Origin of the sequence: Salinicola sp. MH3R3-1 (genome assembly GCF_001937155.1) — a bacterium.
GTDB classification, from domain to species: domain Bacteria; phylum Pseudomonadota; class Gammaproteobacteria; order Pseudomonadales; family Halomonadaceae; genus Salinicola; species Salinicola halophyticus.
In genome coordinates, this window is record NZ_MSDP01000036.1 from 1 (window position 1) to 21308 (window position 21308).

Below are 21308 nucleotides of genomic sequence, written 5' to 3' on the forward strand. Positions count from 1 at the left end.
CCGCCTGGGGCGTGGCGCTGGTATAGACGGCGCCGTCCTGCTCGACGCTGGCGGTCACCGTCCGGCCGCTGGACATCGTCGCCGCAGCGAATGACAGCTGATAGGTCCCCGCCGCGGCGACATCGATGGTGTATTCCACCCATTCGCCATTGGCGACCGAACCGATCGTATTGCCGTTGTCGCGTAGATCGACGCCTTCATTTCGGGTGTTGTCGCCCAGCTGGGTCTCGCTGCTGTCGTGATAAGCGACTTCCGGGCCACCCTGGTCATAAAGCCCCGCGTTCAGCGTGAGGCCATCGTCGACCGTCCACGGCGTACCCGACTCATTGAATGCCGTTTGCGAAGGCGGCGCCAGACTGAACGATTCCAGATTCTGCGATCCGCCGTTGAAAGTCAGACGCAGGGTCTGCGTGCCCGCTTCCAACGCCACATTCTGACTTTCGGTCTCTGCGAATGTGCTCCAACCGCCCGTGTAGTCGACGCCGATCGTCGCGACTTCATAGACGCCGGCGCCATTGTCGAAAGACGCCGTGATCGAACGGGCGCTGCCAGTCTGGGCGCCCATTGCAGACAGGAATGAGAGATCGTAGACGCCGGCCTGATCGACCTCCAGCGTATATTCGACCCACTCCCCGTTCTCGATCCAGCCGATGGCATCCCCGTTGCCCTGGATGTCCACCCCGCCCTCGCGGAAGTTGCTGCCCAGTTGAGTCTCGCTGGCATCCTCGTAGGTCAGGTACGGCGCGCCCTCGTCGAACAGCGCGGCATCCAGCGTCAGGCCGCTCTGATCGACCTCCCAGGGCGTCGCGGTCTCGTTGAAAGGCGTTCGTGCCGCGGGTTGAATCCCTTCGATCAGATAAACATTGTCGTTGTAGTCGGAATTGCCGCCGTTATAGTCCATCAGCGCAAAATAGGTGTTCTCGATCGCGTTTCCGTCGGTGTCAAAAGCCTGGACCATGCGGAAATAGTAACCGGTCTCGATTCCCGGGTCGGCGTTGGAGGACTGGTTATTGAGAGACGGGTCGGTCGACACGCTTGCCGCCGAAAAACCGAAGATATCGTCGCCCAGCCAGGCATCCGGTACCTGCGCGCGACTGATGGTCGTGGTCGCGAAACCGCCGTTGGCGAGGAGCGGCAGGAAAGACTGATTATAGGGCGAGTCATGATGAACCAGACTTCTGGCATCGTTCTTGTCGCCGGGCTCGTGCATGGCAAGTAACGCGCCTCCCGGACCGTGCAAGCCCGCCAGCTGCGTGACCTTGGCCGTCTCGGCGCCGTCGGCAACCTGCCAGTAACGCGAGAGAACTTCGCCCTCCAGCGCGGCTTCGTAGCGTCCGCCAGTATCCACCTCCGACAGGCCGCCGCCCTCCAGCGTGGAGAGCCCGTCGACATGATTACCGAAGCCAAAGACCTGCCAGATTTCGTTGAGATTGGGCTCCCAGCCGCCCTCGTCGCGCGCCTGCCAGAAGCCGGCCAGCTGAATTTCGGTGACGGGGTGATCCACGTCGTCGGATTGAATCGTCAACGTGCCCTCGAACACGCCGTCATCGGCGTTACCGGCCGGGGGGGTATAGGCCTCCCGGTTGAACAGGACGCCAACCTCGATGGAGGCCCCGGGGGCCAATCTCAAATCGTCCAGCAAGTGGGCGTCGGCCAACATGAATGGACCGCTCACCGCCACGCTACCGACCGCCAATTCCCCGGTGCCGTTGTTGGTGATGACGACCGAACCGCTGTCCTTGTACTCCCGAGGTCCGTTCTCAGGGTGGGTGGCTTCATTGTTCTCCAGATAATTGAAAGCGATACGATCATCGAAGTACGCCGGATCGGTGCTGACCACGCTGATTTCACCGTTACTGGAGGCCGCCAGAGGCGCATCCGGCACTTCCAGCGAATCGATATCCGGTCCGACGCCGTTGGGCGCGGTCACCGAGATCGAGTTGGTGCCGGCGGTCAGCGTCATATTGACGGTCTGGGTAACCCAGTCGCTGACCGTCTGGCTCTCGGCAGGGAAATTGACAGCCGGGTAGCTCTCTCCATTGACCGTCAGCGCCAGGGGACGATCGGCCTTGCCGGTCGTGAGCGAGTAGCGGAAAGCGACCTCGTAAACGCCGCTCTGGTCGACATCCACGTCCCAGGTAATGGTTTGATCGCCGGTGCCCACGAAGTCGACGAAGCCCGTGCCCGAGGCGTCGCGGTCGCTCTGCGTCGTAGGGACGACGATCGCGCCGCCCTCGAGGGTCGCGGTCTCCGCTTCATAAGCCGCATAGCCCGGTGTCGTATCGTGAATCAGGACTTCCAGCTGATCGATGTTGGGCCCGGTATTGGTCGTTGACTGCAGGCGGATGCTATTGGCCCCGGCTATCAGTTCGGCCGGGATATCCAACGTCTGCCAGGTATTCCATGCCGCGTCACCACTGGCGCCGACCGGTGGCTGGAAGGCGTAGGTGCCGATGCTCTCGTCATTGACGAAGACCTCCAGTGGCCGATTTGCCGTTCCCCCATTGGCATAACGCACCCTGAGCACGGCGTCACCAGCATCGGCGGCGCTAATGTCGACGTTGAAGGTGATGAAGTCGGCGGTGGTAGAACCGAAGTCGGCATACCCGCCGACGATGCCGTCGCTGTAATCGGTGTTGCCATCCAGCCCGTAGGCGCCCGGCCGAATGCCATAAGGCGGATTGGTCGGGCTGACCTCCGGCGTGTCGCCATCGCGAATCACGATCTGGGCATCGGCGCCAGAGGCGATGACGGCCTGAGACTCATCCTCGGCCTGAACCGTAGCGATCGTGGTCAGATCGGCGTCTCCATCGCCGGGCACGATGACATCACCGGGCACGGGGTCCAGGCGTATGACCTGGCTCTCGCCGGTACTGCGGTTGAGCGTCATCAGATAGAGCTGGCCGGTCAACGGGTTCTCGATGATATCCAGCGGGTCGACGTATTTGATGACATTGCCGTCCACGTCGCGCAGCACGTTGTCGCTCGCGACATTGCCATCCTCGTCCAACGAGACCCAGCGAATATCGTCGCCTCCCGAGTACTCGACGAACAGCAGGCTTCCATTCAGCGTTGCCCCGAAGATATTGCTGGTGTATTCGACCGCGCCGTTCGGCGATCGATTGGTGCCCAGTGAATAGATATCGTCGAATCGATAGTTGCTGTCGGGTTGGGTCCCGACCTCGTAATCGCCCGTCTCGTAGAGATCATCGCCATCGGTCGGATTGCCGCCGTTGAAAATGTATTCGTCGCGCAGCGAGTCCGGATGGCCGTAGTAGCCGCCCTGGTCGACCTTGAACAGCCAGTCGTCTTCGATACCGACGTTGCTCAATGCCTCGTTGTAGTCCGTGGAAGGATCATCGGGGGTGACACCGCCAGCCGCGGAGCCATTGGTCGAGGCATACAGATTGCCGTTGGAGTGCCAGACCAGGTCGTAGGCGTTACGAATGCCGGTCGCATAGATCTTGAGTACCGCATCGTCGGCAAACGGATCGTAATAATCGATCAGCACATTGCCATTGACGTCCTGCATCGATGCAGTGCCGTCTTGCGCGAACACCAGGTACTGGCCACCGCCCATATCGATGGGCCCGTTCTTGATATCGCCGTCATCATCCTGATAACGGGTATTGGAGCCATCGGTGGGGAGCGGTTCGGTCGAGACATCGAAACCGCCTGTGGGTGCCTCTCGAGTCGGATCGACCTCCAATACCGCGGCGTTCAGTAGCCGTTCCGGACGATTACCCCAGGCGCTGTCGTCGCCGCCCATCGCTGTATTGGCACCCTGCGAGACGTACAGCAGATAGGGCGGCACGTCGGGATTGGTCTCGGCGTCGTATTCCGGGTTGGCGTGGAAGACCAGGCTGTTGGTGACGTGGTCGCCGTTGGAACGCGGCAGGCCCGAGATATAAGTTTCCGCCGATCCCGAAAACGTACCGTCACTATCATCGATCGTAATCTTGCTGACTCGGCCGCTGAAATCCGGTACGGCGTTGTCGCGCCCCGTCAGCGGGATCGGGTAATTATCGGTCACCCACAGCACGTTGGGATCGGTCGGATCGAAGGTAAGCCCGACAATACCGCGGGCGCCGGCGTCGGTCTGGAAATAGTCCAGTGCCAGCGTCTGCTCGTTGGAAAGCTCCCCTGTCACGGCATCGATATCGTAACGCTTGATCTCGCCGTTCAGGGTCGACACGTACATCTGGGTGTTGTCGGGAGAGAGGGTAATGGAGCTGAACAGATAGGCGCCGTCCTGCGCGCCGTCGAGCTCGACATGGGTACCGAACGCTACCTCGCTGTCCTGAACCTCCGCCTCGGCCCCGGTGACGAACGTGGTGGTGAACTTCTGGAACTCTCGGGTCGGCGCATCCGGATCGGTGTTGCTGCCACGGTCCTGAAAGCCATCGATCACCAACGTGTAGCTGGTGTATTCGTCCAGCTCGTCCGTCGGCGATATGGTCAGCGAATCGAAGCCGCCGGTGGTGTTGATGTTGAAAGCCACGTCTTCGCCGGTAACGGTGTTGAAGAGTTTCACCGAGCCATCGTTGAGGCTCTCCAGCAGTGCACCGCCGCGGCCCTCGACGACCGAGATTCCGATGAAGAAATCCGAGGTCGGATCGATACCGACCGGCTGGGTCCCGTCATCGGCCTGCAGATGAACTTCGACCTGCTGCTGCCCTACCCCTGCCACCGCTCTGGGGTCGGTAAAATAGGCGTAATCCGCCGGTGCCTCGCGGTCGTCGTCGGGGGTCAGATCCGGCAGCGACTGGATCTCGATGTACTGAATTTCGGTGTTGTTGCCGTCGACGCCGAGAGAGTCCAGGGTCAGCCGGCCATCGGTGACCTGGACGACCCGCGTGATCAGACTGGAACGATAGCCATCGCTATCGTCGGTGGGATCGCTGTCGGCCGGAAATCCGCTCGGCCGCGACGAGGCGAACGGCGTGTTGAAGGCTTCGCCCTCGGCATTGATGGCGTTGACGCTATCGTAGGCGCCACCGCTATCACCGATCGAGATCGTGACTTCGTAGTAGCCATCCTCCAGCTCGATCTCCCAGCCTGCCGCCTGGCTGTAGCCCGGTTTGTCGAACCCGGCGTAAGTGGCCTGCAACGGATCGACATCGTCGAGTGACCCGCTGCGGTCGCCGAGTGCATCGCCATCCTGACCGGCGATCGCCATTGGCGTCGTGCCGTTGGCCGTTCCGTCGGCGATCGACCCCGCCGTCACCCATCCATACTGGTATGTCTGGCCATCCACCTGCAGCGACTGCTGCCCGAAGGCCAGGCCCGTGTCGGCGACGTAACCCTCCGGCGTCGCCGCTCCATTCGGCTGGAAATTGATCTTGGCCTCGAATCGGTTACCAGGCTCGACGCCCGGATTACCGCCGCCGTCGTCCGCCATCGTATGAATCGACAGACTGTCGATGTTGGGGCCGGTGCTGCCAATGTTGGCGAGTCGAACCACATTGGCACCAGCGTCGAGATCGATCTGGACGGTGGTCTCCGTCCAGTTGTCCCAGCCCGCACTCCCCGTTCCCGTCGACGCGAAGTCGATCCTTCCCTGAGATTCACCGTCGACCGATAGCGCCATCGGACGATTGTTGGGTCCACTGGCGGCATAACGGATCGTCAGCAGATAGGTGCCCGCCTCGGCAACGTTGACCGAGAAAGATCCCGCGTCCCCTACCTGCGCCCCCATATCCAGATAACCGGAGCCACTGAAGTCTCCCCACAGGTGGTCCGCGCCGCCACCACTGGGTTCCGGGTTATCGGCACTGCGAACCAAGGTATCGGCGAGGGAGGAGCCATCATCGATAGCGAGTGCTTCTCCCTCGATCGAGAATACCAGCGTCGGATCTGCCGGCAGCGCGTCTGCATACTCGAAACTGATCTGATCGATATTGGGACCGTTGGGCACGCCTCCCTGGGCGGTCGATGGCAGCGTCAATGTCAGCGTATTGTCGCTATCGGACAGCGGCACCGACACGCTGACCTCGTTCCAGCTGGTCCAGGAGCCGGTCGGCGGAAACGAAACCAGCGTGGGTTCCGCGCCGTTGACGGACAGCAGCAACGGCCGATCCCCCGTTCCGCCATTGACGTAGCGAATCGTCGCGGTGTAAACGCCGTTTTCATCGGGCGAAACCTGGAAGGTGATCGCGTCGCCCGCATCGGTTCCGAAATCGACATAGCCACCGTCGATCGCGCCCGCCCTGACGACACCTTGCGCATCGGGATGTTGACTGTCGACGACTCGGGTCAAACCGGGGCTGTTCGTCGCCCCGCTGTCGTCGACAGAGACCAGATTCATATTTTCGGCCTGGATGACCAGAGATGCCGGACCGTCGTCCGCCGCGACCGCGGTCAACGTCAGACTGTCGATGTTCGGGCCGCCGCCGATGACGTTCTGCAGGCTGACCACGTTGGTCCCGCTGCTCAGGTTCAATGTCAGCGAGCCGCTGCCCCAGGTTTCCCATCCGGCCGTACCGGCACCGGTCGACGGAAATGCCAGGTTGCCCTGATCGACGCCATCGACGAGCACGGCCATGGGACGCGAGGCGCCAACGGCGCCACTTGCCGCATAGCGGACATCGAGTTGGTAAGTCCCGGCGGTCTCTACCTCGACCTCGAAATAGGCCGCGTCGCCAACCTGCCCGCCCATATCGAGATAACCCGGCCCACTCGAGCCATTCCACAGCCCATCGGGGCCGGCGGCGGCCGACGATTCAGGATTGGACGGCGAGCGAATCACGGTATCGGCCGCCGAGGTGCCATCGTCCGGCGTCAGCGATTCGCCTTGAAGCGTAAAGACGTCGCCCGACCAGCCTTCAGCGTTGACGATCTCGATATCGACCGACTGTTCGCTACCCGCCAGCAACTGGCCATTGTCATCCAAGGCGTCCAGCATCAAATTGGTCAAACCGCGATCCAGATCGGACGCTAACGTGAACCGGTAGGGGCTCTCGGTAGAAACCATTTCGCTGGCTGCGCCGGCCGAATCAGTCAACGTCAAGGCGACGCCGGCCACGTCACTGGCGAGAAAGCCGCTACTGTCGATGGGCGTCACTTCGAGCCGGTAATTGTCTCCGATAAAATCCCGAGTGATGGCAGCACCTTGTACCAATGTCTCGACAGTGTCTCCTGTCTGCGCATCGATGATGGATAGCGTGAACATGTATGAAGCCCCTACGCGTTGAGTTAATGGTTGTGAAACGAGCGAAGATGAACGTCTCTCGTTCGGTGCTGACAGAGGCGCCATTTCACCTTCATTAACGAAGTGTCGGACATCACCTGTCGCTGATTGTTATTGGCAGAGACCTTGGAACTGATGCGTGACTAAAGTTCTACCGGTGGAGACTCACCGATGGCAACCTAGCGTGTCTGCCTGCCAAGGCAAAGTTGAAACTTTTAAACCCAAAAAACGAATTTAAGTAGCCAAGTGGTAAAAAAGCGCCTCCCGACTCTTCGATTTCGTTGAGCTATCATCGCCTTAGACTCGCTGAAACACCACCCATGACAGCGGCGCTTACATAAAATTTCAAGACTGGTAAAAACCACACCAAATCACTTATAAAACTAATGCCACGGAATTACAAAGGACCACACTCCAGCTCATGAAACGCGCTAGTTTTGATCGCCAGCATTTTAATAGAATCGTAGAAACAAACCCGCGACAGAACCCAAGCCATTGTTTTATAACCCATGAAAAATCCAGAAAGTATTAGAACATCGATACCGACGCCAATAAAACCAGAAAAACAGACTTGTAAACTTGTTCACAATTTCCGCATGCTGGTCACGTGATCTACTCGTCAACGCCACCCGACAACGTCAATTCCAGAAGAGAAAAGATCGTGGCAAAGCCCAGTGATAAAACAGATTTACAATTGGCGTTAGCGGCCAGCCGCCAGGCTTTTCTATACATTCTGCTGTTCAGCCTGTTCATCAATCTGCTGATGCTGGCACCGTCGATCTACATGTTGCAGGTGTATGACCGAGTCGTCACGACACGGAGCTCTGAAACGCTGCTGATGCTGACGCTGGTCATCGTCTTTCTATTCATGGTGATGGGCGCGTTGGATCTGGTCCGTTCACGCATTCTGGTGCGTGTCGGCAACAGGCTCGACATGCAGATCAGCGAGCGTCTGTATCAGGCCACCTTCAAGCGCGCATTGCAGGTACCCGGCAAACCCTCGGCTCAGCCGTTCAACGATCTCACCACGCTGCGCCAGTTCCTGAGTGGCAACGGCCTGTTCGCGTTCTTCGATGCGCCATGGATACCGGTCTACATCGCGATTCTGACGCTGTTCCATCCCTGGTTCGGAATCTTCGCCACTGTCGCGGCCTGCATATTGATGGTGCTGGCCTGGATCAACGAGAAGAGCACGCAGTCACTGCTCGGCGAAGCCAATCGCGAACACGTCCAGTCCCAGGATCTGGCCCAGAGCAACCTGCGCAATGCCGAAGTGCTTCAAGCGATGGGCATGTTGCCCAACCTGCTCGCCCGCTGGCGCATCAAGCACCATGACTACCTGCTGCATCAATCCCACGCCAGCGACCGTGCCGGCGTGCTCAGCAATCTGTCGAAAACCCTGAGAATCATGTTTCAGTCGCTGATCCTGGGGCTGGGCGCCCTCCTGGTTATCGAGGGCAGTCTGACCGGCGGCATGATGATTGCCGGTTCTATCCTGATGGGACGCGCTCTGGCTCCGATCGACCAGATGATCGGCGGCTGGAAGGGGTTCGTCGCCGCGCGAACCGCTTATGCCAGGCTCAACGCGCTGCTGGCGGCGATACCCGCGGAACCGCAGCGCATGCCGCTGCCGCCACCGGTCGGTCGTCTAGCGCTCGAGGCGGTAACGGCCGCCCCGCCCGGCGACAGTCGGCCGACGCTGTGGGAGCTCGACCTGCTATGCAACCCGGGCGAGCACATCGCCATCGTGGGCCCTAGTGCAGCGGGCAAGTCGACGCTGGCGCGGGTCATTCTGGGCGTATGGCCGGTCCAGAGAGGCTGCGTTCGGCTGGGCGGCACCGATGTCGGCCAATGGGCTCGAGAACGGCTAGGCCCTTTCATCGGCTATCTGCCTCAGGACGTCGAGTTGTTCGACGGCAGTATCAGCGAAAACATCGCCCGCTTCGGCAATATCGATCCGGATCGCGTCATCGAAGCTGCGCAGAAAGCCGGTGTCCACGACATCATTCTGCGACAGTCGGCGGGCTACGACACCCAGATCAGCGGCAGTGGTGGCGTGCTGTCCGGCGGTCAGCGTCAGCGTCTGGGCCTGGCCCGGGCGCTCTACGGCAACCCCGTGCTGGTGGTTCTCGACGAGCCCGACGCCAACCTCGATGCCAGCGGCGAGCGCGCGCTGCTGCACTGTCTGCGCCAGCTCAAGACCCAGGGCACCACCGTCTTCATTATCAGCCACGCGACCGCCATCCTCGACCATGTCGACCGAGTTCTCATGCTGCAGGAGGGACGCATGGTCGCCTGTGCTCCCCGCCAGTCTGCATCCAAGGCTTCGGAGCCGCCGCTCAGACCGGTGGAGTCCCCCGTACATTCGATCCGGATGCGCGCCCGCGGCAAGTCGGAAGACTCACTCGTGCCACCCCCTCAATCCACGGAGCCGCCGACGCCATGACGCTTTCCTCCTCTGCGCCGATAGCGCTTGGCGCGCCTGTGCCCAAGGTCCCTACCAGCGATCGAGCCAGCCGCCGGTGGGGGCTGGGGATACTGGTGATCGCCCTGGGCGGCTTCGTGCTCTGGTCGCTCACCGCTGATCTCGCGGTCGCGGTAGTCGCTTCGGGATCGGTGGCGGTGGAAACCTCGACTAAGAAGGTTCAGCACTTCGAGGGCGGCATCGTCAAACGCATCCTGGTCGAGGACGGCGATAGCGTTAGCGCTGGAGACTCGCTGATCGTGCTCGACGATACCCAGCCACTGGCCAAGCTATCGATCGCCGAATCGGAGTATCGAATCGCGCTCGCCAGCGAAGTGCGACTGCTGGCGGAACAGAGCGACCGCGATACGCTGACGTTCCCGGATACGTTACTGAACAATGTATCGCCACGTGTGGAAGCGGTCGTCGACGTCCAGAAGCGGCTATTCCAGGTCGGTCGCCAGTCGCTGAAGGATGCCCTCTCGGCACTGGACGAAAAGGCCCGGCAGATGCAGGAACAGATCGCCGGCCTCGAAAGGCTGCAGCAGGTCAACCAGTCCAAGATCAAGTCGCTGACCGGAGAAGCCAGCGACTACCGCACGCTGTTCAAGGAGGGCCTGGGCGACAATCAGCGTCTGCGCGAGCTCGAACGGCAAGTCCTCGAGTATCAGGGGGAAAACGCCCAGCACAGCGCCGAAGTGGCCCAGTTACGCTCGCAGATCAGCGAAAACGGCTTCCAGAAGGAGATTCGCCTGCAGGAGTACCACCAGGAAGTCGGCGAAGACCTCAAGGACGTTCAGTCTCAGGTTACTGACGCTGAAGAGCGGGTCACCGCTCTGCGCGATCAGGTCCACCGCACGGCTATCGTCGCGCCGGTTTCGGGGACCGTCGTCGGCCTGCAGATCCACACCCAGGGCGCGGTCATTCGATCGGGCGATACCGTCATGGAGATCGTCCCCGCCAACGAAGCGTTCATCGTCGAGGCGCGCATTCCCGATCGCGATATCGATAACGTCCATCCCGGCCAACCCGCCGAGATTCGCTTCAGCGCCTTCAATCAGCGGCTTTCCAACGTCATTCAGGGCGAAGTCGCCAACGTGTCGGCGGACAGCTTCGAAGACGAGGCTACTCACAACCACTATTACAAGGCGCGCATTCGCGTCACCGACGAAGGCTATTCCAAGATGACGTCGTCGATGCAGCTACTGGCCGGGATGCCTGCGGAAGTGATGCTGAAAACCGGCGATCGCACCTTTGCCAGCTACATGTTCAAACCGTTCAGCGACATGCTGGCCCGTGCGATGCGAGAAGAGTGATGAAGACGATTCATCGATGGATGCTGACCGGCTGCCTTGCCGCACTCACCGCCACCGCACAGGCTCAACCACTCGACATCACGTCGCCGGTACCCGAACCGAATAGCACCACGCCGACCCCGTTACCGTCGCTCTCCGAGCTGGTCGCCCGAGCGTTGAGCTACGACAGCGGCCTGCAGAGCCAGCGACTGGACAGCCAGTCGGTGGCTCAGGAGGTGCCGATGGCACAGGCCGGATTGCGCCCTCGGCTCGACGCCACTGCCGCCTATCGCTACACGGATGCCGACAACATCTATACCAAAAACCCCGGTGACTACCCTGACGAGGTCTACGACGATCGCGTTGCCGGCAAGACGAGAGACACCAGTTGGGAGCTGCGAATGACCCAGCCGCTATTCAGTCTGGAACGCTGGCGACGGGTCGGTAAAGCACATGCTCAGATGGATGCGGCAACGTTGAAGGTGGCGGTCGCCGAGCGCGATCTGGCGGTCAAGGTGGTGGAAACCTATCTCGATGCCTATCAGGCCTCGCGCAAACTGGGCTTGCTGATCGCTCAGCGGGAGTCGCTGGTACTGCAGCAGCGTCAGGCCCAGCGCGCCTATGACCTTGGCATCGGAGATCGGATCAATCTGCTGGAATCCCGGTCACGACTCGATCAGGCGGTAGCCGATCAGACCTCGGCGGAGAATGATCTCGCCAATGCGCTAAGCGATCTCGAACGCCTGTCCGGCACCGCGCTGAGCTTTGATCCTGCGTTGATCGACACCCCGGAGAAGCTGGACATCGCCCCGGAAGCCCGCCCGCTCGAAAGTTGGCTGGCACAGACCCAGGACAACGTCCAGGTGCGTCTGGCAGCCGAGCAGCAGCGGGTGGCGCAGATCGATACCGACGTCCGCGGCGCCACGCGCTATCCCGAGCTCAATCTGGTCGTCGGCTACAGCGATGTCGACAGCAACGATGCGCTCAGAACGAGCAACGACCTGACCGCCAGTATCGAGATGAACCTGCCGATCTATCAGGGCGGCTACACCTCCGCCAGCATTCGACAGGGCGAACTGACGGCCATGGCCGGCATCGCAGCGGTAGAAAACGAACAGCGCCTCGCCCAGCAGGAAGTTCGCAAGCGAATCCTCAGCATGCAGGGCGACCTTCGCCAGATCGAGGCGCTGCAGCGCTCGGTCGAATCCGGCAGTTTGTTCCTGCAGGCGGCGATTCGCGGTGAGTCCCTCGGCCTGAGAGACCTGGTCGATGTTCTCGACGCTCGCTCCTCGCTATACGATCTCCGTATCCGTTTCATCGAGACGCTGTGTCTCTACCTTAAGGATCGCACTTATCTCGCGGCCGCTGTGGGGCAACTCGATACCTCAGCACTGACAGATGTGGCCGCCATCCTGGCTCGCGTCGAGCGTACCTCGTCCAACCGCTCCGGCTGAGCCTGCTGCGCTGTCGCACTCGCGATCGCGTACAGCACAGAGTGATCTGCTACCTTGATGACAAGATGTCAAACGATCCGGTTCGACAGTGGCAATCAAGAGGATGGCAATGAATCTACCGCTGTGGTGCCTGCTGATAACCGCGCTGCTACCGTTCTGGCTGGCCTTCTGGGGCAGCAGCGTCAGGCGCCGGGAATTTGGTCATCTGGATAATCAACATCCGCGCCAGCAATACGCGCAGATGGAGGGTAAAGGTGCCCGATTGTGGGCGGCACAGAGCAATGCCTGGGAGGCGCTGGCGCTGTTCACCGCTGGAATCGTTGCCGTGCAGACGACGGCGAGTGGCGGTTGGCTGGCAGACGTTGCCTGCATCGTTTTCGTGCTGGCTCGCATTGGACATGGGCTCTGCTATGCCATGAATCTCGCAACGCTGCGTTCGGCCATCTTTTGCGTGAGTCTGGTCGCGGTGCTGTGCCTGTTTGCCACGGCGTTCCTGTAAAGACCCTCTAACCGTGGGCCACGGGCGTTCGCCGAGCCCGTGGTCGCCTCTCTAGTGGCCATCGGCGACGACTGAGCAAGGGCAGACTTCAAGTTCTGATGCCTCGGGCCGATGAAAGGTCTTCGAGTCACCGCTCGTGAATGCCTGCTGTCTTTCCATCGCGACCGAGGCCCGATTCCATGTCCAGTACCGACGAATCCGAGAGCGCATCAGCGCAGGAACCCGATCCCGCCGACGAAGAGGCGGTAGTGACCGTACCGATCGATGGCCACTTGTCGGTCTTGCCTGCAGGTCATCGGCAACTGGCTGTGGAAGCCATGATGGCAGCCCAGGTCTCCTACTGGCGATGGTCCACGCCCGATCGTAGCTTGCTGTTCGGCAGCGTGACGACGACGCCCCAAGATGAAAACGACTATCTGCGCATCGATTGGTGGGGATTGCTGAAGTCGACGCCACCGCCGGAGCGACGGCGCCTGATCACGCTATGGCGCCGGCTCAATGACGGCCACCAGGATCGAATCGACACGCTGATACAACCCGACGCCAGAACTCCCTCGGTCCGGTGGCGAGTCCGAGGTGCGATTACGGCGCGGGACGTTGACGCTCTGCCGGTCGCCGCCACCGGCACCTGGGAAATCATCGAAGAGTCGCGCGACCGGCGCAGCGTGGATAGCGTCAAGGCTCACGCCTTCGTGGCGTCGCGTGACCCCATGCTGGTGGTGGACGAACAGTGGCACATTCTGGAAACCAACGATGCCTTCAACCAGCTCGGCGGACTGCCTCTCGACGCGATACTCGGCCAGACTTTGCAACATTACATCGAGGCCGATGTCCTGCACGGCGATCCTGCAACGGCGGTTGCCAACGATCGCTTGCAGCACCATGAGGGCACCTTTCATATCGAGGGAGCCCCCGCCATTCCGGTCGAGCTAACGCTCAGCCAGTTCACGCTGGATGGAACCGGCCTGGTCCGCTACATCGCCGTGCTACGGGACATCTCGGCTCGCAAGCGTTCCGAGCGCGAACTCGAGCAGCTCGCCAGAATCGACGCCCTGACCCAACTGCCCAATCGGGCGACGCTACAGCAGACGTTGAATCGACGGCTTTCCCGACTCTCGACCGATGATGGGCTCGCCCTGCTGTTCATCGATCTGGATGGATTCAAACACATCAATGATTCGCTGGGTCACCAAGCGGGCGATATTCTGCTGAAAATCATGGTCAAACGCCTGCGCGCCACGCTCCGCAGCAAGGACCTGGTCGCGCGCTGGGGCGGCGACGAGTTCGTGGCGATCATCGACATGGGAAGCGACACCCCGCTGGTCGACAGGATCGCGCTGCGCCTGCTCGAAGCGCTGTCTCATCCGATGGTGATCGGCGGCCATCAGATCAGCGTTACCGCCAGCATCGGTATCGTCCATGCGCCGCGAAATGGCCGTGACGGCGAGACATTGCTCAGGCACGCCGACCTCGCCATGTATGCGGCCAAGGACCAGGGCAAGAACGCGATCGTCACTTATCATGAAAAGCTGAAGCATCACAATCTGGAGCAGATGTCGATGCTTTCCCTCCTGCGAGAGGCGATCGCCGAGGGGACGCTCGATTTCGTCGTTCAGCCCAAGTTCGATAGCCACAGCCGCATGATCGGCGCCGAACTATTGGCGCGCTGGAAGACCCTCGAATATGGTCAGGTTCCCCCCGATATCTTCGTACCGCTCGCCGAACGCAACGGCATGGCCACGGCGCTGGGCAATCTGGCGATCGATCGGGCTGCCGAGTATGCCGCGCGTCTCGCCGCATTGGGCAATCCGTTGCCGGTGGCGGTCAATATTTCTGCGTTGCATGTGATGGACGATAGCCTGCTCGATACGCTCTGCGACGCCTGTCGGCGTCATGCCATCAGCGTCGATCAGCTTGAACTGGAAGTAACGGAGTCCGTTTTTCTGGAGAACACGTATGCCCCGGAAACCCGAATCGAACATCTCAGGCGTCAGGGCTTCCGTGTCGCGATGGATGATTTTGGCGCCGGTTATTCATCGTTGGGCTATCTCAAGCGACTGCCTTTCGACACCATCAAAATCGATCGCAGCTTCATGAGCGATCTCGAAGTGGATCCGCGCGCTCGCCATTTGCTGGCAGGTATCGTCGGGCTGTGCGATATGCTCGGCATGGATACCGTCGCCGAAGGCGTCGAAACCGGCGAACAGTGGCAGTTGCTGCAGACCCTGGGCGTGAAGCAGTATCAGGGCTATTGGCTGGGGCGCCCGATGAGTCTGGAGCAATTGCTCGACAAACTCGGTGACTGACGACAGAGAGACTCGTGGACGATGCCCCTCAATGGCCCTCAATCGCAAATGCATCGCTGAAAAGCCGTCACAGAGAACCCGAATAAAAGCAGAGCCAGAAGGAAGCGCTCGAAGCGATGGCATCGCGAGCTGTGCTGACGTAACGTGACGAGCATTCCCATTTCCGACGCCGATTCGTGACGCCTCATGTCCCTGACTTTCAGCTTGATCGCCCCAGCCTCCTTTACCCGCCCCGAGATACTCGAGCAAGCTGCTCAAGCCTTGCAGCTCCTGGGCATCGACGTCCGCTTCCCCCGACAGCTGCAGAATCCGACCCGCTATCTGGCCGGCGATACGGCTCACCGTCTGCAGGGGCTTTATGCTGCCTACGCGGACCCGGACACCGATGCGGTGTGGGCCGTTCGCGGAGGTTATGGCTGCGCCCATCTGGCCACCGAAATCGACTGGTCTCGCCTCGCCTGCAAACCCTTGATCGGCTACTCCGACCTGAGCGTGCTGCTGGACCAGTGCTATCGTCACGGTTTACCCGCCATCCACGGCCCAGTCATGAAAGAGGGAGTGAAGCTCAACGCCGAGGACGCCGATCTTCGCGCCGCCGGCCAACGCGACTTCCAGGCCCTGCTCGCCCTGCTCGGAGGCCAGACGCCCGAGAGCGTGGCGCTGACATCCGTCTCTCCGACACTGGAGACGGCCCCCATCGAGGGGCCCATGGTCGGCGGCAATCTGGCGACGCTGGCCAGCGTCGCCGGTACCCCGTTGGCGTTTCGCGCGCCGCCCGGGGCGATCGTCATTCTCGAGGATGTCGGCGAACCGTTCTATCGACTGGAGCGCGACCTGTGGCAGTTGGTCTATTCGGGCGCGCTGGATGACGCTGCTGCGGTCTGCCTCGGCACGTTCGAAGGCTGCACACCCTACGGTGATCTGCGGATCGAGACGCTGTTCGAGACGTGGCTGGGCCCCCGGGGTTTGCCGCTGTACACGGGCTTGCCGATCGGCCATGGCCGCGACAACCTGCCTTGGCGCTATGGGTCGAACGCCCGCCTTGACGCTAATCGACTCCATTTTTTGGGCTGAATCTTTCGCGCCACGGCAGCCAAAGTGACGCGAATAGCCCGAAAAAAACGCCGCCTCGCGCAATGCGAGGCGGCGATATCCGAGCCGTTATCCCCTCGATGCCTATATTCGCTCGAACACGGTCGCCACACCTTGCCCCATCCCGATGCACATCGTTGCCAGACCCAGTTTGGTGTCCTGCTGGCGCATCACATTGAGTAGCGTGGTACAGATGCGCGCGCCGGAACAGCCCAGCGGGTGGCCGAGCGCGATCGCACCGCCATGAAGATTGACCGCGTCGTCCATACGATCGAGCAGCTCGAGATCTTTCAACACCGGGATCGACTGCGCCGCGAAAGCCTCGTTGAGCTCGACCGTCTGGATATCGCCGATCTTGAGACCGGCCTTGGCCAACGCCTTCTGCGTCGCCGGTACCGGACCATAACCCATTATCGAGGCGTCACAGCCGGCGACACCGGTCGACACGATTTTGGCCAGGGGCTCGAGACCCAGCGATTTGGCGCGCTCGTAGCTCATCACCATCAGCGCCGAGGCGCCTACCGACAGCGCCGAAGAAGTGCCGGCGGTAACCGTCCCGTTCCTGGGGTCGAAAGCCGGCTTGAGGGCCGCCATCTGTTCGAGCGTAGCGTCCTCGCGCACGACCTCGTCATGCTTGATCAGAGCCCGGTAGCCCTGCTGATCGTGGCCTTCGATCGGCACGATCTCGTTGTCGAAGTAGCCCAGACGGTTGGCTTCGCTGGCACGTTGATGAGAGCGTAGTCCGAACTGGTCCTGCTGTTCGCGGGTCACGCCATGCATCTTGCCCAGCAGCTCCGCGGTCAGGCCCATCATCATCGCGGCCTTGGCCGCGCTCTTGCTGGCCGCCGGATTGACGTCGACACCGTGAGTCATCGGCACGTGTTCCATGTGCTCGACGCCGCCGATCAGGTAGCAATCGCCCATGTCGGCGCGGATGTTGGCCACCGCGATATGCAGCGCACTCATCGACGATCCACACAGACGATTGATGGTCTGTGCCGGAACCGAACGCGGAATGCCGGTTAGAATGGCCGCATTACGCGCGATGTTCATCGACTGTTCCAGGGTCTGGTTAACGCATCCCCAGAGGATATCGTCGACGCCTGCGGGATCGAGCTTCTCGTTACGTGTAAACAGCGCCTGCATCACGGCGGCGGAGAGATTCTCGGCACGCACGTGGCGGAAGGCGCCGTTTCTGGCTTTGGCCATGGGGGAGCGTACGGCATCGACCACCACGGCATCTCTGGCATTCAAACTCATGTCTGTGACTCCGCTGACCTGGATATGAAAAGGTGGTGGATTCAGCGATCGCTGGCGTCGGGATAAAAGCGCTCGCCGCTGGTCGCCATCTCCTTGAGTCGCGCCGTCGGCGCATACAGCGCCCCCAGTTCGCCGGAAAGCCGCTCGGCCACTGCCACGAATTCGGCCACGCCCATGGCGTCGATGTAGCGCAGCGCGCCGCCACGGAACGGCGGAAAACCGATGCCGTAGATCAACGCCATGTCGGCCTCGGCCGGCGAACCGACGATGCCATCCTCCAGGCAGCGAACCGTCTCCATGCAAAGCGGCACCATCATCCGCGCGATGATCTCGTCGTCGGACAGCTCACGCGTCTCGCGGACGACCTCCGCCACCAGCCGGTGCGCCTCGTCATCATGAACCTTCTTCGGCTTACCCTTCTTGTCTTCTTCGTAGACGTAAAAGCCCTTGCCGTTCTTCTGACCGAGGCGCTGGTTGTCGAGCATGATCTGAATGGCTGACTTGCCGTCATGGGCCATCCGATCGGGGAAGCCTTCCGCCATCACTTCACTGGCGTGAACGGCCGTGTCGATGCCCACCACATCGAGCAGGTACGCCGGGCCCATCGGCCAGCCGAAGCGCTCCATCAGCCTGTCGGCACGCTCGAAGTCGACGCCATGTTCCATCAGGCCGCTGAACCCGCCGAAGTAGGGAAACAGTACACGATTGACCAGAAAACCCGGGCAGTCGTTGACCACGATCGGCGTCTTGCCCATCTGGCGGGCGTAGGCGACGGTCGCGGCGACCGCGGCATCGGATGTCCGGGTGCCACGAATGACCTCGACCAGCGGCATCCTGTGCACCGGGTTGAAGAAGTGCATCCCGCAGAAATTCTCGGGCCGTTTGAGATTGGCCGCCAGCCGATCGATGGAGATCGTCGAGGTGTTGGATGCCAGGATGGTGTCATCAGCGACGTTGGCTTCGACTTCGCTGAGCACCGCTCCCTTGATCTTGGGGTTCTCGACCACGGCTTCGACCACCAGATCGACCTGGCCGAAATCGCCATAGGAGAGGGTCGGACGAATGTTGCCGAGCACTTCCGCCATTTTTGTCTGGCTGAGCTTGCCGCGCTCGAGCTGCTTGGTCAGCAGTTTGCGGGCTTCCTTCAAGCCCAGCTCGATCGCCTCCGACTTGATGTCCTTCATCAGAATCGGGGTGCCCTTGTAGGCACTCTGGTAAGCGATACCGCCGCCCATGATGCCGGCTCCCAGCACCGCGGTCTGCTTGACCGGCTTACCATCCTTCTCGTACTGCTTGGCTTTCTTCTTGACCGCCTGATCGTTCAGAAACAGGCCGACCAGGTTGTAGCAGACTTCAGTCTTGGCAAGCTTGGCGAAAGCCTGGGCTTCGATCGCCTGGGCACGCTCGCGCCCTTCGCCCGCGCCTTTCTGAATGACGCGGATGGCTTCGATCGGCGCCGGATAATGCGGCCCTGCCTTGCCAGCCACGTAACCCTTGGCCGTTTCGAATGCCATCATCTGCTCGACGGCGTTGAGCTTCAGCGGAGAGCCCTTCTCGACCCGGCGGGCACGATAGTCGAAATCCCCGGCGTTGGCCTTGTCGAGCATGTCGCGGGCGGCCGCCATCAGCGTCTGCTGCGGCACCACGGCGTCGACGGCACCGACCTTGAAAGCCGTCTCGGCATCGTTCTGGGTACCCCCGGCAATCCATTCGATGGCGTTGTCGGCACCGATCAGGCGCGGCAACCTGACGCAACCGCCCCAGCCCGGCACGATCCCCAGCTTGGTCTCCGGCAGCCCGATCTGGGCGCTGTCCGCCATCACGCGGAAATCCGTGCTCAGACTGAGCTCGCAGCCGCCGCCGAGCGCCAGTCCATTGAGCGCGGTGACGGTGGGGAACGGCAGATCCTCGATGCGGTTGAAGAGCGCGTGAATGCGCATGTTCATGTCGATCAGGAACGCTTCATCCTTGGCGAACATGGCGTGGAACTCGGTGATATCGGCACCGACAATGAACGCGTCCTTGGCACTGGCAATGATCAGCCCCTTGAGACCGGTCTCATTTTCCAATGTCTCGATGGCGCTCGACAATTCACCGATGACCGAAGCGGAAAGCTTATTGATCGCTTCATCCTTGAGGTCGAGCGTCAGGAGCGCAATATCGTCGTCCTGTCGCTCGACCCGAATGGCATCGCCTTGATAGAGCATGGGGGGTCTCCGTGCCATGGCTACTAAAAACGCCCCGCGGCGGCTTCGACGGGACGAATCATACGACTGTTTGAATATGGCAAAGCTTGCGGGGCTGCCTTGGCCCCGTCAAGCTCAACCAAAGTCTCGATCCTGCACTGCCATCGTCCTTCCTGCCAGCGTAAAACGACCCGCGCGTGCTAACCGACTTCCTGGCATCGTGTAGAGTGGCGCATCACCGCTAGAATAGCCGCGATCCGATGACCGGAGACACGGCGATCATTACGCTGTTTTACGGTCTCTCGTCTTTCACGCAATTTTGTCTTTCACGCAGTTTCGTCTTTCACGTAAGGAGCCTGGCCCGTGGCCGAGAAGCACCCCGCGATTCCTGCGAAACTCGCTTGGCTCGAGCCCACCGTCGCACGCTTGCGCCGCTATCACTGGCTCTGGCCACCGATCGCCTTCGTACTGGGTCTGCTGGGCTTCTTTCTGGTCAATCGACAGCAGTGGCTGGGTGGCGTATTGGCGCTGGGGCTGGTGCTGACCTGGGTTTTGTTGATCATCGAAAGTATCGCCAGCAAATGGTTGTCGCGGCGAGGGCGAAATGTCGCTCTGCCTCGGGCTGCGGCAACCTTCATCGCCCAGATGGTCCACCAGGAGACGCTGTTCTTCTGCCTGCCGTTCTTTCTCGCCACCACCATCTGGACGAGCGGCCAGGCTCTGTTTACCGGGCTGCTCATCGCCTGCTCGATCCTGGCAATCCTGGATCCCGTGTATTTCGGGTTATCCAACCGTCACCGCTGGCTCTACTTCCTGCTCCATGCGCTGTGCGTCTTCGTGGTCATGCTGGTGACACTACCGATCATGCTGAGCCTGACCACCGGCGAAAGTCTGATCCTGTCGATACTGGCCATGATGTTCTTCAGCCTGCCCAGTGTCATCGGTCTATTGAAACCTGCCGGCATCACCCGCTGGCTGGCGATGATCGGTCTGCTGATGGTGCTGGGCGGGACTGCCTGGAGTGCACGAACCTGGATACCGCCGGCCACGCTATGGTTGTCCGGGAGCGCGCTTTCGCCGAGCTTCGACACCGCGGCACGTCAGCCAAGGGGGAGCATGACGCTGACACCGCAGGCACTCGAGTCTCGCGGGCTCTTCGTCTACACCGCCATTCGCGCGCCGCGTGGACTGCGCGAAAAGATCTATCACGTGTGGCGTCATGACGACGCAGTGGTGGAACGTATTGCGCTGATCATCCGTGGCGGTCGTGATGAGGGCTACCGCGCCTGGACTCATAAGCAGAATTTCTCCGGCGAAGTGGCGGGACGCTGGCAGGTGGACGTGGTGACGCAGACTGGCCAGCGTATCGGAAGCATCCGTTTTACCGTTTCCGATGACGCCAGTGCCACGCTGGCGGACGGCAATATCCAGCGCCCACCGGGCATTCCGGGATGGAATATTCGCCATCTATTAGGAAGCGGTAAAGAACAGGGCGACTAATCGCCAATCATTGCGGCTTGCATTATCCTGCGCCCCTTTGGAGAATGTTAGGACGTTCACGAT

10 protein-coding genes are annotated in these 21308 nt (G+C 61.1%); 7 read left to right on the top strand and 3 right to left on the bottom strand.

The features are described 5' to 3' along the window. Nucleotides 1–7171, bottom strand: a 7171-nt coding sequence (locus BTW08_RS17090; protein WP_246837783.1) for a carbohydrate-binding protein, incomplete at its 3' end; no start/stop codon positions are given. Between the two features lie 679 nt (nucleotides 7172–7850). On the opposite strand from BTW08_RS17090, the gene BTW08_RS17095 reads away from it, so the two are divergent. From BTW08_RS17095 to BTW08_RS17120, 6 genes are all read left to right on the top strand, one after another. Next, entirely contained in the window at nucleotides 7851–9635 is a 1785-nt protein-coding gene (locus BTW08_RS17095; RefSeq protein WP_075563714.1) for a type I secretion system permease/ATPase, read from the top strand. Further along, nucleotides 9632–10969: an HlyD family type I secretion periplasmic adaptor subunit gene (locus BTW08_RS17100; RefSeq protein WP_075563715.1), complete on the top strand. Its 1338-nt coding sequence runs from the start codon at nucleotides 9632–9634 to the stop codon at nucleotides 10967–10969. The genes BTW08_RS17095 and BTW08_RS17100 overlap by 4 nt, the downstream gene beginning before the upstream one ends. Further along, nucleotides 10969–12402 carry a TolC family protein gene (locus BTW08_RS17105; RefSeq protein ID WP_075563716.1) on the top strand — a complete coding sequence of 478 codons (1434 nt, stop codon included), beginning with the start codon at nucleotides 10969–10971 and terminating at the stop codon, nucleotides 12400–12402. Before BTW08_RS17100 ends, BTW08_RS17105 begins: the two co-directional genes overlap by 1 nt. 109 nt (nucleotides 12403–12511) lie before the next feature. Beyond that, nucleotides 12512–12901: an MAPEG family protein gene (locus BTW08_RS17110; protein WP_075563717.1), complete on the top strand. Its 390-nt coding sequence runs from the start codon at nucleotides 12512–12514 to the stop codon at nucleotides 12899–12901. Nucleotides 12902–13080: 179 nt separating this feature from the next. Continuing rightward, nucleotides 13081–15207 (top strand): EAL domain-containing protein, encoded by a 2127-nt coding sequence (locus BTW08_RS17115; protein ID WP_075563718.1) that lies wholly within the window; start codon nucleotides 13081–13083, stop codon nucleotides 15205–15207. A 186-nt stretch (nucleotides 15208–15393) separates the two neighbouring features. After that, on the top strand, nucleotides 15394–16281 hold the full coding sequence (locus BTW08_RS17120) for an LD-carboxypeptidase (protein ID WP_075563719.1): 888 nt from the start codon (nucleotides 15394–15396) through the stop codon (nucleotides 16279–16281). 102 nt (nucleotides 16282–16383) lie between these two features. Here BTW08_RS17120 and fadA read toward each other — a convergent pair whose 3' ends face one another. Continuing rightward, a complete protein-coding gene (gene fadA, locus BTW08_RS17125; protein WP_075563720.1) occupies nucleotides 16384–17559 on the bottom strand; it encodes an acetyl-CoA C-acyltransferase FadA in 1176 nt (391 codons plus the stop codon). Nucleotides 17560–17600: 41 nt separating this feature from the next. Beyond that, nucleotides 17601–19766, bottom strand: coding sequence for a fatty acid oxidation complex subunit alpha FadB (gene fadB, locus BTW08_RS17130; RefSeq protein WP_075563721.1), 2166 nt, complete (start codon nucleotides 19764–19766; stop codon nucleotides 17601–17603). A 342-nt stretch (nucleotides 19767–20108) separates the two neighbouring features. Here fadB and BTW08_RS17135 point away from each other — a divergent pair, with 342 nt between their 5' ends. Next, nucleotides 20109–21245: a DUF5924 family protein gene (locus tag BTW08_RS17135; RefSeq protein WP_075563722.1), complete on the top strand. Its 1137-nt coding sequence runs from the start codon at nucleotides 20109–20111 to the stop codon at nucleotides 21243–21245. Nucleotides 21246–21308 lie beyond the last annotated feature (63 nt).

Bases quoted from the DNA above. Each gene is read 5' to 3' on its own strand.
- BTW08_RS17100 (WP_075563715.1), top strand. From the start codon at position 9,632: ATGACGCTTTCCTCCTCTGCGCCGATAGCGCTTGGCGCGCCTGTGCCC.
- BTW08_RS17105 (WP_075563716.1), top strand. From the start codon at position 10,969: ATGAAGACGATTCATCGATGGATGCTGACCGGCTGCCTTGCCGCACTC.
- BTW08_RS17110 (WP_075563717.1), top strand. From the start codon at position 12,512: ATGAATCTACCGCTGTGGTGCCTGCTGATAACCGCGCTGCTACCGTTC.
- BTW08_RS17115 (WP_075563718.1), top strand. From the start codon at position 13,081: ATGTCCAGTACCGACGAATCCGAGAGCGCATCAGCGCAGGAACCCGAT.
- BTW08_RS17120 (WP_075563719.1), top strand. From the start codon at position 15,394: ATGTCCCTGACTTTCAGCTTGATCGCCCCAGCCTCCTTTACCCGCCCC.
- fadA (WP_075563720.1), bottom strand. From the start codon at position 17,559: ATGAGTTTGAATGCCAGAGATGCCGTGGTGGTCGATGCCGTACGCTCC.
- fadB (WP_075563721.1), bottom strand. From the start codon at position 19,766: ATGCTCTATCAAGGCGATGCCATTCGGGTCGAGCGACAGGACGACGAT.